This is a genomic window from Arthrobacter sp. NPDC057388 (assembly GCF_042668165.1).
Taxonomy (GTDB): Bacteria; Actinomycetota; Actinomycetes; order Actinomycetales; family Micrococcaceae; genus Arthrobacter.
Window position 1 is genome coordinate 13862 of sequence record NZ_JBHVBL010000010.1, and the last position, 12816, is coordinate 26677.

At 61.4% G+C, this 12816-nt stretch carries 10 protein-coding genes; 7 read left to right on the forward strand and 3 right to left on the reverse strand.

Features of this window, described 5'->3' with window-relative positions; genetic code table 11:
* Positions 1-593 precede the first annotated feature (593 nt).
* From ACFUTU_RS06965 to ACFUTU_RS06980, 4 genes are all read left to right on the forward strand, one after another.
* Complete coding sequence (locus tag ACFUTU_RS06965; protein WP_377962489.1) at positions 594-929, forward strand: hypothetical protein; 336 nt, start codon at positions 594-596, stop codon at positions 927-929.
* Entirely contained in the window at positions 907-1236 is a 330-nt protein-coding gene (locus ACFUTU_RS06970) for a hypothetical protein (protein ID WP_377962492.1), read from the forward strand. Before ACFUTU_RS06965 ends, ACFUTU_RS06970 begins: the two co-directional genes overlap by 23 nt.
* Positions 1237-1373: 137 nt before the next feature.
* Positions 1374-1604 carry a hypothetical protein gene (locus ACFUTU_RS06975; RefSeq protein WP_377962495.1) on the forward strand — a complete coding sequence of 77 codons (231 nt, stop codon included), beginning with the start codon at positions 1374-1376 and terminating at the stop codon, positions 1602-1604.
* A gap of 125 nt (positions 1605-1729) precedes the next feature.
* Positions 1730-3100: a hypothetical protein gene (locus tag ACFUTU_RS06980; RefSeq protein WP_377962497.1), complete on the forward strand. Its 1371-nt coding sequence runs from the start codon at positions 1730-1732 to the stop codon at positions 3098-3100.
* 57 nt (positions 3101-3157) lie between these two features.
* Here ACFUTU_RS06980 and ACFUTU_RS06985 read toward each other — a convergent pair whose 3' ends face one another.
* Both ACFUTU_RS06985 and ACFUTU_RS06990 read right to left on the reverse strand, forming a co-directional pair.
* Complete coding sequence (locus tag ACFUTU_RS06985) at positions 3158-4927, reverse strand: recombinase family protein (RefSeq protein ID WP_377962500.1); 1770 nt, start codon at positions 4925-4927, stop codon at positions 3158-3160.
* Between the two features lie 160 nt (positions 4928-5087).
* Positions 5088-7751 (reverse strand): UvrD-helicase domain-containing protein, encoded by a 2664-nt coding sequence (locus ACFUTU_RS06990; protein WP_377962503.1) that lies wholly within the window; start codon positions 7749-7751, stop codon positions 5088-5090.
* A gap of 362 nt (positions 7752-8113) precedes the next feature.
* On the opposite strand from ACFUTU_RS06990, the gene ACFUTU_RS06995 reads away from it, so the two are divergent.
* Complete coding sequence (locus tag ACFUTU_RS06995) at positions 8114-9088, forward strand: hypothetical protein (protein ID WP_377962506.1); 975 nt, start codon at positions 8114-8116, stop codon at positions 9086-9088.
* A gap of 266 nt (positions 9089-9354) precedes the next feature.
* Positions 9355-9654, forward strand: coding sequence for a DUF4193 domain-containing protein (locus ACFUTU_RS07000; protein ID WP_377962509.1), 300 nt, complete (start codon positions 9355-9357; stop codon positions 9652-9654).
* A gap of 590 nt (positions 9655-10244) precedes the next feature.
* Here ACFUTU_RS07000 and ACFUTU_RS07005 read toward each other — a convergent pair.
* Positions 10245-11165: a nuclease-related domain-containing protein gene (locus ACFUTU_RS07005; RefSeq protein ID WP_377962512.1), complete on the reverse strand. Its 921-nt coding sequence runs from the start codon at positions 11163-11165 to the stop codon at positions 10245-10247.
* A gap of 526 nt (positions 11166-11691) precedes the next feature.
* On the opposite strand from ACFUTU_RS07005, the gene ACFUTU_RS07010 reads away from it, so the two are divergent.
* Positions 11692-12816 carry a hypothetical protein gene (locus tag ACFUTU_RS07010; protein ID WP_377962515.1) on the forward strand — a complete coding sequence of 375 codons (1125 nt, stop codon included), beginning with the start codon at positions 11692-11694 and terminating at the stop codon, positions 12814-12816.

Sequence of the window (12816 nt, forward strand, 5' to 3'; positions counted from 1 at the left end):
ACTGTTTCCCCGAGCCCCCGTTCCGAGGCCGCGCCCGGGAGCCGAAGCTGGACCATCCACGCCCGTTTGGACGGACGATCTGCTCAGCCGGGGCTGAGCAGGATTTCCACTCGTATACCTGTTTTCTCTACCAGTATGGCAGACCACGTACCACGTGTACCACCTTGCACATGTCAGTCAGGAGATGACAGGGACAACTCCAGACACAGAGCGCAGCACGCCGATCCCTGCGCGGAGAACGCCTGCAGGACCCCGGCGTCGTGTCCGGTGTGCCACTCGGGCCCATCAGGTCCGGGGGTCACACCGCACGCCGGAAGGAGGTGCCCGGAAGCGGAGTAGAGGTGATGGACAGTACGGGAAGCAGAGGCAGCTGGCATGTCCCCATTGTCTGACACTGCCCCGTTTTGTGCCGAGCCGGCAGCGGACGGGATCAGTCCGTTCCGGGCGTTGTCGGAGCCTTTCGTAGCTTGGTGTGCAGGGGATCTGTGCAGGGGATCGAAAACGGGACCAAACGATTCCCGGGAGTGATGGTGGCGACCGAAGCCGCCATCTTCATAGGGCGTCTATTCGAATATATGTTCTAAGGTTGTGTTATGCCCCCCGAAGAGTTCGCCGCTGCACTGCAGACGCAGTATGCGCGGCGGGCCGGCCCGATCGGACTGACAGTGGAAGAGCTCGACTTCGAACACTTTCCGGTCAGGAACGGGTATCCCGGAATCCCCGTCAAGGCATGGATCCGATTCCCGAACTGCGCCGAACTGGTGGACGGCGAGGTCTTCGCCTGGACGGCGAAAGCGATCGAAGTGACGCGGAAGGACGGGCCGGTGACGTACCGGACCTGGGTGTGGAGTTCGGCGGTGACCCGCCGGGAAGAAATGATGAACAGGAACCTTGGAGAGCGGACCCGTGGCAGCAACAGCAGCAAATAACAAACCTCTGGATGCTCCGGTGGAGGTCCGCTTCACCGCGAAGGGCGTTCCCCTGGCTGTCAGATATGACGGCAGGATCTGGGCCGTGGCCGCCGAACCGGTGCACTGGTTCACCCGCGCCGACTGGTGGAACACCGCCAAGCGGGCACCGGTTGGCTGCGGTGACCTGATCAGCGTCGAACAGTGGCAGGTCCAGGTCCGGCTGACGTCCACTTCGGCGCTGCGAACCTTCGAGCTGCGCCGCGATCCCCTGTCCGAGCAGTGGCTGCTGGCCGGGATCAGCGACACCGGGGCTGCCGCAGCCTGAGCCTGCTCCATCTCGTCGACTCATCCCCGAGTGTGACGATTCGACTCCTATCCCATTCCATTTGATTGATCCTCTGACTCATTAGTTGATAGATTGCCGATAGGCATTCAAGGCACAGCTATCTGAGGCAGGCAGACATGGCAGGACAGGTCACCACCGCTGAACGCGGTGTGGCTTCGTCTGCATCTGCCTCCCCGCGCAGGCCGGTGCAGATCTCGGCGGCAGCTGCAGCCGCGATCGCCGTCCGCCCGATCCCGGTGGAGGCCATCCAGGCCGGAGCCGCCGTGGCCGCCTCGGTCGCCATCCGGCGGGCGGAAGCAGCTGGGGCCGTCAAGCCCGCACGCTTGGGTCGCCGTCGGGCCGCCTAGGGTGTGCCGCCTAAGGCGGTCAGCCAGATGTAAATCACTCCGAGCACTGCTGCGCGGCGGGATGGAACATGTACAGCCCGTGCCAACACTGTGGGTTCCAAAGTCAGAAAGACCATAATGAATTCGTGAATTCAGTACATGTGGTCGAAGACTTCTTTGGGCTGGCGCTTGACTCTGCACAGTTTTCGATACCACCAAAGATGCCCTTGGATCACCTGGTGGAATTGGCGGAGCGTCTGGTAGCGGAAGTGCGGGCGCTGGAACCACAGATAGAAGGTGATGCCCCGCACGTGCTGGCAGGCACCTACGCAAACGACAACGTAATTCTCGGTGGTGGTCGCGATTTGCCAAGTACGTCGATTGTGGACCTTAAGGTTCAGATGCTGCTATGTGATCAGTCAGTAGTTCCAGACCTCTTACTTGATTGGGGACTCGATTTGATCCAGGCGTACGAGCACTGGAATATCTTGGGCGCTGACCTGTTGACAGCTCAGAGCGACCTTCAGGCCGCGGTTGACCTAATCCGTCCTATTGCGTCCGCGATTCGCAAAGGCTTCGTACTCACGGTCCCAACTGCTCGGCACCAGACCGTCATCCGCACCCGCCTAGGTCCTGAGGGCCCTATGCGAGAACACTATCCGTCAGCGGTTGCTGATTTCGGAGATGCGACTTATCTCGCTCTCGATCCTGTCACCCGCCACCTGCTAACGACTGAGCTTGGGGTAAGTGAGTTCCAGCTGAAAGGGGTATATACCAACAGTGACCTACTGAAATCAGTTGAGGACGGTACGTACCTCTGGGTGGACCCTCTCTGGGTCAAGCCTTTGATGGCCGCCTACGGAACCGACTCGCAGAAACAACTGGCCGAGTCATGTCACTTCCTTGCCTTCTGCTCACTGTTCGGGACGCAACCGATGACAAGCCGTGCTGCGACAGCGCGTCATTTCCGTATGGCGACGTCATTGGCGGCCCGGGACGAAACAGGGTCAACGGACAACGCCCAGAGCGAGGCTGCGGGACACGTGGCACGGCCCGACCCAGCTCTCGCGCTTGTTCTTCCTGCTCTGGGAAATCTGACATTTCAACAGTTGATCAAGCTGAGGGAAGATGACGACGTTTGGGCGGATATGCGGACGGCGCTTACCCACGCTTCTGCGGTCGCCGGAGAACTACATGCGGGCGGAATGGGCTACCTCCGCTTCCTGCAGTCAGTCAAAGAGCGCGTCGACGACGTTGTCCGCCCCGTTTCAGACAGACTTCAGCAGGATTTGAAGCACGAAAAGTGGAAGTCAGTGGTTACCAGCTGGTACGGTGCCGGGCTCGTCCAGCTGGCAATTCACGGTATCGCCATGGTCCTTCCACCGGTTGCTCTGACAGGTGGGTTCGCAGGCAGAGCAGCTAAGGACGCCATCTCACATTCACGCGCCGGCCACATCGAGAACCTCGAAACGGCCTCGACTCTTATGCTCAGCCTATTACCGGACAATGACGACTAGAACCGAGCCCTCAGTAGCTGGTTCATGGCATTAGAGACACGCTCCAGTCCGCGGGAGTCAGCTCCAGGACTGGCGTGAGCCCTTGACCCCGTGTTTGTTGCGGCGGTGGCTGGGCAGCCCGGGCAAAGGGAATTCTTCGCCGCATTCAGGACACGGCACCGGCTGCGGGTGCGCGTAGTTCATGTGGTGGCGAAGGTTGTTACGGTAGCGGAACGTCCGGGGTTCCTCGCACTTGGGGCACTGATAGCTGCCGTTCGAGGGCATGAGCGAGTACCCGCCCCCGCGGCGCGGCTCCTGGTCGTCCGCTTCGCCGAGATACCAGAAGCTGATCCGGCTCAGGTTCGTGCCCTGGGAACCGAACATCCCCTTGACCGACCCGCGCTTTCCGTCGTCGGCGTGGACCACGACTTTGCGGAGGAAGGCCCTGATGATGGATTTCTGCTCTGTCTCCGGGAGCCCGAGGAACTCGGCCCCGCTGATGTCGGGGATCGCCCTCGGCCGCCCCTCGGTCTTCTCTGAGATCCGCATCTCGATCTGACCTTTGAGGGCTTCCTCCTCACCGATGCGGTTCAGCAGTGCCGACATCGCACTGGCCGGCGCGGTGTTGATCTGGGCCCGCAGGATGAAAATGGAGTCCCCCAGGGCGTCAGCCTGTTCGTGGAGCTCGGACAACTCCGAGCTCATGGTCCCCGCCGCGGCCTGGTTCAGCCTCTCGGCCTGCAGCTCCATCACCTCGGGGCTGTCGAGCGATCCGGCGACGACGTCGCGGATGAAGCGCTCCAGGGCTTCCCTGTTGATTGCAACGCCGGGGCAGTCAGCGCCGCGCATCCGTCCGTTGCACACGTACGTCCCCGACTCGCCCATCGACCTGTTGCTGGTCATCTTGGTGCCGCAGCCGGCGCAGTAGACGAGGCCGACCAGGGGAAGGCCTCCGGCGCGGGCCCGGGTCCGTTTGAGTGGCTGGGGCTTCATCAGCAGGCGCAGGGTTTCCCACTCGGTCTCCGTGCAGACCGCCTCATGACTTTTGACCGGACGCCCGTCCTTGTCGATGACGATCTTGCGCGTGTCGCGAAAGTCCGGGCCTTGGCCGGCGCTGCGTCCATCGGCCTTGGCCGTGAGGGAGTTGTACCCGGCCAGGAGAGGATGGCGCAGCAGTGAGGCGACGGCACGGTATTGGAACGGCCGGCCCTCGCGGTTGGTCAGGCCCTGCTGGTTGAGCTCCCGGACGATCTCGGCGACGGAGAGTCCGTCGAGCCGCCATTCGACGATGCGGCGGACGGTCTTGCTCTCCTCCGGGTGCAGCTTCAGCGTCTTCACGCCGTCGGCGTTGCGCTGCTCGGGCCGCATCCAGCCGTACGGCGCAGGGCCGTTCCATCCGCCTTTCTGGCGGATGTTCTCGGCGGTGCGCTTCAGCCGCTTGCTTGTGGTCGCCGCCTCGGTCTCGGCCAGGCCGCCGAGGACGGAGATCAGCAGGATGGTGTCGGGCGATCGCGGGGCGAACACGCGATCATGGGTGTAGATCGTGACGTTGTGACGGTTGCAGGTGTCGACGATGCGGGCGGTGTCCATCAACCGCCGTGCCAGGCGGTCAAGGTCCCGGACGTATAGCGCCTTGACGTCGCCTTCGGCGAGGACCCCTTCGAGGCGGTCGCGCTCGGGGCGATGCCGGTCGCGGTAGGCACTGACGACTTCTTCGAAGATGTCCTGCTTGGCGACTGTGTGGTGATGCTTTCGGCTTTCCGCCATGATCCAGGCGCGCTGGTCGACGAGCGACGCGTTGCCCTCGGTGGGGTCTTTGGATCTGCGGATATAGGCAACGGCTCGCACCCGTCAAGCATACATTTTTAAGGGTGGTGACCCCTTTGGTCTATGTATCGCCGTCATGATGGGCTCTTGCCAGTGCTCCATGTGGGTTGGACTCGTCCGCTGGCCAAAATATCGCGAGGCGTAGAACCTGCGCCACGGAACATGGATGGCATCCTTGCCACTAACTATCAGCAAGTTTCATCGTTCCTTTGCAAGTCGGGTACCCGGTGCAGCCGAAGAACCGGCCGTAGCGACCTTTGCGTTCCCTCATCGTGTGTTTCCTGCATTTCGGGCAGACCACCGGGGTAATGTCATCGCCTGTCGCGGATCGGATCTTGACGACACGATCCCTGACCAGCTCGAGGAGGAACGCTGATTCCCTACCAGCGCGCGTGACCAGGAGCGCTGAGCGCTTGGCACGGGTCAGTGCGACATAGAACAGGCGTCGTTCTTCTGCGTGCGGGTAGGAGTCGGGGGCGGCCATGGCCAGTTGCAGGAGAGCATCATCCTCGACAATGCTGGGGAATCCGTTCCTCTCAAGGCCGAGCACAACGACGTAGTCTGCCTCCTTTCCTTTCGAGGCGTGCACGGTGTTGAATTCGATGGTCAGGTTGGCGTATCTGGCTTCCAGCGCCGAGGTGACATCCTCCCGGGACCGGGAGTACCGGCCGAGCAGCAGCACAGTGGCTGGCTCAGAGAGCTCTGAGTCAAGGGTTGTCAGGTGCTGCCGAACGGCCGATCCATAGTGGCTGCGCTCACGTACACTGACGGCGCATACTGTCTCGTCAGTCTCCGGCGCTGAAGATCGGACGTCCTTGGAAATTTGATTGGGGTTTTTCATCACGAACCCACCGGCGACATCGCACAGGGACTGCGGAGACCGGAAGGTGCGGTCCAGCCAGATAGTGGACGCTGTCCCGAACCAATTGTCGAAGCGGGTCATCACACTGAGGTCTGAGCCCGCGAACCTGTTGATCGACTGCCAGTCGTCGCCGACCGCGTACAGGTAGTTTCCAGGAGCCCTCATCAGCGCCCTCACCAGCGCCGCACGGGCAGCGCTGGTGTCCTGCATCTCGTCGACCATGACGAGGCGGTAAGGGCTCACCCACCGGCCCGACTCTACGTGATCGGTGGCGAGATTCAGCATGTCCTCGAAATCGATCTGGCCCGCAGCGCGGAGCTGGCTGTCCCATTCGGCGAGGATGACGGCGTACAGGCGAGTGAAGAGTCTGGCCCGCAAAGTCCGGCCGGCCCGCTCCGCCAGCAGGTCAGGGGTGAGTCGGTTGCCCTTCGCGTGTGACATGAAGGACCGTATCAGCGCCAGCATCGCCTGGTCGCTGATCGGTGGCTCCCCTGCTGCTTCCCGGTAAGGGTCTTCCTTTAGCTGGATTCCGTGCCGGCGCAGTTCCTGCTCGAGGTGCTCGAACCCGGACCCGTCCCGGATGGTCGCCGACGTTGTCTCGATCAGTCGAGTGCCGTAGCGGACGTGAGTGTGACGCCGCCACTGCAAACTCTCGGCATACCCATCAAAGTGTGGCGGCGGGGTGCCGTCGGGACCGAGTGCCCAGTGCTCATGCCACACGTCGACGTCCGGGTAGTAGAAATCAGGCTGGTACTGCCGGTGGTGTGCGTCCGCGACGTCGTACGCGTAGGGACGTTCGTATTGGTAGCGGACGCCGTTCAGGAAGAGCCAGTTTGCGATCATCACCTCTTCCTGGCTCTTGACGATCTCCCCTGCGAGAGTACCGAAGCCGCTGGTACCTGTGTTCCTGTCCGACTTCTCAGGATCGGCTTCATCTCCGAGATCCGGAAGCTGCCGGCCGAAAACGAGCCGGAAGAGGTCCCAGTCCCGCCGGAAGGCCTGGTCCTGGTCGCGGAGGACATCCACGATCCTCGCGAGCCGCCCGATCCCGTTGTCCGTGGTCAGGTCGTCGGGAAGGGACGGCTTGCGGTCCGTGGCCTCGCCGATGATACGCAGCCCGAAGGCATGGAATGTGCTCGACGCCACGCCGGCCCCATCATTGCCGAGGCGGGAGACGAGACGGCCCGAGAGTTCGCCGGCTGCCTTTTTGTTGAAAGCAAGGGCAAGAATCTCGGTCGGCTCTGCGATGCCGCGCTGGATCGCGTAACCGGCGCGCGCCACCATCGTCGAGGTCTTCCCTGAGCCCGCGGCCGCGATAACGCGGACCCGGTTGTCGAAGCAGACCGTCGCCCTCGTCTGCTCGTCTGTCAGCGGGGACTTCTCAACCGTGCGGAAGAAGTCCGCCAACTCGTTCTTCTCCGACTCGAGGAACTCCTCGTTCCGCTGGACAGCCCACCCGGGTAAGTAAGTGGTGCGGCAAGCGTCGACGGCGGCACGCTGCTCCTCGCGCTGGCCTGCGGGAAACCCCCGAAGTCGCGGATCAGTGTCGGCAGCAAGCCAGACAGCGACGTCCGGTCGGGAGTGCTCGAGCGCACCGATGGTGTCATGGTCCGCCCATCGGGGTCGTTCCATCACTTCCCGGACCTGGGACCACCAAAGGCGGGCTGCCTCGCCCTGTTCCTCAGCCTTTGAGAGCATTGCGGCGAGATGCCGTCGCTCGTCGAGTTCGGAGTGATACGCAGCGGCGACCTCCCGCAATGCACGACGAGATAGCCCGTTGAGCACTGTTTCTGTCCGATGAACGAGAGTGATGACGAGCCGCCTTGAGCCCACATCAGCCTGGAGATCGAGGATGTCGAGAACTTCGGCATCAATCTCTCGGGGGATTCCGCGAACCTGTAGACGGCCCTCGCCTATCGACAGCCCCCAAGACCCCGCATCCCTGAACGCTCGGGCCCACCAGCCTGGCTTCCATTCCGTCATGCTCCCCCTGAACATGTTCAATAACCTGCTACTTGCCCTTTTTCTACGGTATCAGCGCGGAATTCTGTGTCGTCGGGTGCGTTTACCGGGTTCGTCCGGCGTTCGCAGCCTACCGGTAACACGACCAAATCGATGGACTGGAGTGGGCTGTGCTCGATGAGATGTATCGCCGGCTCCCTCGACATGTCATCAGTCCGCGTTCGCCTTTCCCAAACAGCTGGCCGGAAGCGACTGCCCGGTGTTTATGGATGCCGAGCCTCATAACCTGGTATGAGCCGTGCTGTCAGGCGAAAGTGACCACGTCGCCGGGCCACTGGCGTAAGTCCGCGGGCCAAGGGCTTGGGACCAAGTAGTTTGGAACCGTGAATGAGACAGATGCGGCAGAAATGACTCCACCCGCTGCCGAGACCGTGACGGCGATCTATGAGCTACCCGTTCCGATTTGGGTCTCCTGTGCAGCCCTGGGCGGGACATACCCCTCCGGGTACGGCACTGTTCAGTTTGACGTGGCTATGCCGCAGGACCGGGCCCCTGTAGGCGGTCCCCCTGTGATCGACGGCGTTGCGGTCCCTGAGTCCTTCGATGGGGATCTGGTCGCGTGGACGACAGAGTACGCAGCGTGGATTCCTAAAGAGTTTCAGCCAGCGACTGCCTTGCGCCGAATAGTCATCACCGCTGTCAAGGCTCCCACCGATACAGCCAGATCGTGGCGGGGTCCTGACCAGCAGCTGGGAGAGTGCATCAAATTCTGGTTTGATCATGTGCGCTCTTGGGCCGAGATTTTCACCGGACAGGATCTCGACCCCGATCATAGGGTCTACGATGCCGAAACGCTCGGGACCGGGCTGACCTTTATTGCGCCACTGCACGAAGGTGACCTCGGGGTTCGACTCACCACGCGTCACATACAGCCGGTCACGGCGGCTCAATGGCAAGGGATCCTCGCCGCTGTCCGTGCCGGTAAGGAGCCGCCCCTGGAGAACCTCCTTATTCGTGACGCGAATGCGGCGTTCGCACGCGGATCGTATCGGCGCGCAATCATCGACGCCGCTACGGCACTTGAGCTTACTCTTGTCCGGATTTTGGACGAGAGGGTTGGGGAGCTTCCAGAGAGACAGCGGGCCCGCCTGGAAGGTGCAACACTGGGCCGTTACATCAACATCGCAGAAGTTTCCGGGTTTGAGTTCGACGTGACTTTCGAAAACCTGAGACGCCTTAATGTCGCCCGTAATGACGCTGTCCACCGGGCACAGGCACCTGACTACTTCGAGACCGTCAGCTTGCTTGAAGTGGCCGGAGATTTCCTTGGAACCTCCGTCCGCATCAAGGCCGGATGAGGCCCATACAGAGCGTGGACTTTATCGTTGGCTCTGGATCGGTGGCCTCGCGTCGTTTTCGCGCTGGTGACCGCAGCGGGCGCGTCGACTGTGCGGCAACTTCATGCTTGCCGCACATGAAGCTTCCCGGCAGGACGATCAGGGTTGCAGGTTGAGCGCACCTGGTCCAAACCCCCGCGCAGGAACGAACTGTTTTGGGAATTCTTCCCGTGTCCTGTACGTTGCAGGATCGGTTATCCCCATCAACAGAGAAGAGATGCACTTTCGTGGCAACCGATTACGATGAACTGCGCACCGACGTCAAGGAATCCCAGGAAAACTCCCTGGAGGCCCTGAAGTCTGCCAAAGCCCCGGATGCGAAATCCGTGGTTCAGGAGCTCGACGAGGCGGACGCGCTTGACGGGCTGACTCCCGGCGGGGAGTTCATTGCCGAGGAGCTCGTCGTCCAGGTCATTCCGCAGGCGGATGACGAGTTCACCTGCTGGTCCTGTTTCCTGGTCCGGCACCGCTCGCAGAAGGCGAGCCAGAAGGACGGCCATGCCTACTGCGTCGAATGTGAAGGCTGAGCGGTTTTGGCCAGCTGTCCCGGAGCATATCTGGGACAGCATCCGCGAAGAATTCACCCTGCCTACAGCGGCAGACCTGGAGAAGCATTTCCAATCCCTCGGCGACTCGGACGCCATGCGCCGTGCAGTCCGGGTGTTTATCGACGAAGACACATTCTGCCCGGGCTTCCAACTCACAGCCGGCTCTTTGACGAACGGGTGCTTCACCTCTTTGACCAGGCGATGAGCCTGAAGATTCCTCACAACGTGTTCGCCGCCTGGATGGTCAGCCCACTGCCGGCAGAATCCCGTTCCCGGCCGGTGGACGTACTGGGCAGCATGACGCTGCTTCAGAGCTCCTTGGTCGCCTTTGGCGACAGGTACGGCCAGCCGAGAGGCGCAACTAACGGCTTGGCTCTGCCGTGTCCGAAGTCAGATGGCTTCGTGGAGGGGCATGGCTAAATGGCTGTGACTTGTACCCGACCTAGCGGCCATCCTGTCCGCCGTTCAGAATCTGATGGACCTCGCGAAAAGCTTCGAAACGGCGGTTGGAACGGGCTTCCCGAACTGTCGGATCAGAGTCTCTGCGACCTGGAATGTTGGCACTGATCTCAAGCAGGCTTGAATCGCGAGGCTAACGACTCACGCACCGCCGCTACATCAGCGTCGCCCGCTGGCTCTTCTACAAGTAGTTTTGCTAGCCGTTTCGGCCACAGTACATGAACGCCATGGGTCGAGAATGCGCCTCCTATCAAGGGCCAGTCTGCTTCAATGAAGCACAGCGCGCCCGTGACGGGAACATTGCCGACGAGGTCTCGCACGACGTCGACCTGTTTGAGCACCCCATCGACCAGTTTCGTGCAATCCCGTCGGCCGACGAGGAGTTTCTCGACGCGGGGGCGAAGGATGCCGCCCTCGATCTTCAGTTCAGGCCGTCCCTTGTACCGTTTGGCGTCAATGACCCAGATTCCACCGCGAGTGATGGCGATGTGGTCGATGTTGGCTTTCGAGCCGGGAATGCGTCGGTCGTGAAGGACGGCCAGGCCATCGGCGGCCAGGGCATCCAGCCGAGCGCCGAGGCGTTCCTCGCCAATCGCGCCTCGATCCCAGGACCTGGTGCTTTGGCGTTCGTCAGAGAGGACGACGGCGATGGCGCCGAATGGCCCCCACTTCTCGCGGAGCTTTTCCTCGTCTTTCGCTTTGCGACGCTCATACTCGCGTCGGGCTGACGAGCCAGCGATTCCGGACTCAGTGGACAACGAGTTATCACCAACTCGTTCCAGGCGGGGGGTTGTTTCCGGGGTCTCGGTGGCACACTCCAAGCATCGGACGGTCTTCGTGTCGCCTTCATAGATCGCTTCTGTCCCGGCCGGAAGAGATGCACCGCACAGCCGACACGCTCCGGCGTAACGGAGCCTCATCTTCTTCATGGGGACACAGGGTGGAGCATCGACAGGGACCCAATCTGCTTGTAGATCACGGCGGTTAGACCGTAGATGTGCTTGGCATGGCTCAATCCTCGCCGACGGCATGTCAATTCCCTGCAAGCCGTCCCAGGAGTTGAGTGAAAATCTCGACCGCCGGCCTTCCGGCGAGCTGTGATGACCTCGGGCCAACGCCGGACGGTCACTATGTCGTCTGCTGGCTGTCTGTAGCCGGGAATTCACGGAGTGTGGCTGCTATGGCTCTGACTGCCGCCGGGTCTTCCGTCCAGTGCCGGGCCGTACGTGTACAGGCGTGGAAGCTTTTCACTTTCGATGCTTTGGCGGCCTCAGTTAGTTCTGCCCACGCTGCCCGCAGTTCCGCTTGGAGCTCGAGTGACATGGGCGCGCTCGGGACAGGTGCCGCCGCCACGACTGGACTTATCGGTGCCGCGGTTGCACCTTTTCGCCGAAAAAGACTTCTGAGACCCATTTCCGTGTTCCCCCATTTCCCCTCTGCCCAGAGTATCAATGTCCCCTCAATGTGTCCCGGACTCCGAACCCGGCCGGCCAACCTGCTCGGCTGAAGCAGCTCCCCTAATTCAGGGTGCTGGAGGTCGTCAAGGATACTGAATGAGTGACTGACCGGCCTGCAATCTACCTGTTCCCGTATCTTCGTCTGCGCGAGGAAGTGAATGTCGGGCCATGGGTGCTGCAACCGCTTGACCCAAAAAAACTTGCTAAGCCCTTTGACGGCTTTGGTCGGACACTGAAGGCACTTCTTTCCCGGTTTCGCGATGATGCCGGCCAGCGATTGACGACTGCAACGCTCGTTCAACGTACAGAACCAGAACTTGATCCTGGTGAGGCACGCGAATACGAACGAAACGCACTGCAAGCCGCAGTGTTGTTCGCGGTGACGGACGCCAACACCGGCCACGGAAACGAAATCCTCTGGGAAGCACCCGCATTAAACCTTGCCACTGCTGAAGTGGCGACGTTCTTTGTGGGTGAACGCACCGCGCTCGAGAACGGAACCTTTGGGCGCACCCGGGGCGGCACTTTGAATCGAAGAACCACTGGCGGCGGCACCGTGCATGATGACTTTGTCGTTGTGCCAGCCCCGGAGGGGCTGGTGACGATTCCGGATCTCACACTCGACAGCCGACTTCTGGACGCCGTGTACCGCGTCTCGATGGAAGCCCTGTCAGATGACTCTGCCAAGACCAAGCGCGAGGTCTGGGCGGCACTCCATTGGCACGGTCGCGCGTGGGAGAACTCGCCGCTTCACAGCATGCCGGATATCCTCGTGCAGCTGAAGACGGCCATTGAGGCCCTCTCAGGTAAAACCGGAACGGCGAGCGGCATCAGCGCTCTTGAAGAGATCTACCGTTCAGTCACTGGAACGATCGGTGCCGATGAGTTCCTATGGCGGGAGTCATCCCCGTGTTTTTCGCGTGAATACAATGGGAAAACCAGCATGTATAGTTCTTTCGGCCACTGGTATTGGTGCCTGGCAGATACCCGCAACGCCATCGTTCACGACACAGAATCACCTGTCATGGAGCACGAGGCTGCTGGATCACCATTCCAGGGAAACCTTTTTCGTGTCGCCGAACGGGTAGCGCGCGAACTCATCAAGATCCGCCTCGCTCAGTTTGGCTATCCGGAAGCAGCCCTTAGCCCGTCGAGTCGAAAGCATCTTCGCATCGCACAGAGCCTCGGCCTTCAAATAGGCACGATCTCTCCAGCCCAGAAGTAG

Coding starts and splice junctions, on each gene's coding strand:
- ACFUTU_RS06965 (WP_377962489.1), top strand. CDS start 594: ATGCCCCCCGAAGAGTTCGCCGCTGCACTGCAGACGCAGTATGCGCGG.
- ACFUTU_RS06975 (WP_377962495.1), top strand. CDS start 1,374: ATGGCAGGACAGGTCACCACCGCTGAACGCGGTGTGGCTTCGTCTGCA.
- ACFUTU_RS06990 (WP_377962503.1), bottom strand. CDS start 7,751: ATGACGGAATGGAAGCCAGGCTGGTGGGCCCGAGCGTTCAGGGATGCG.
- ACFUTU_RS07005 (WP_377962512.1), bottom strand. CDS start 11,165: ATGCCGTCGGCGAGGATTGAGCCATGCCAAGCACATCTACGGTCTAAC.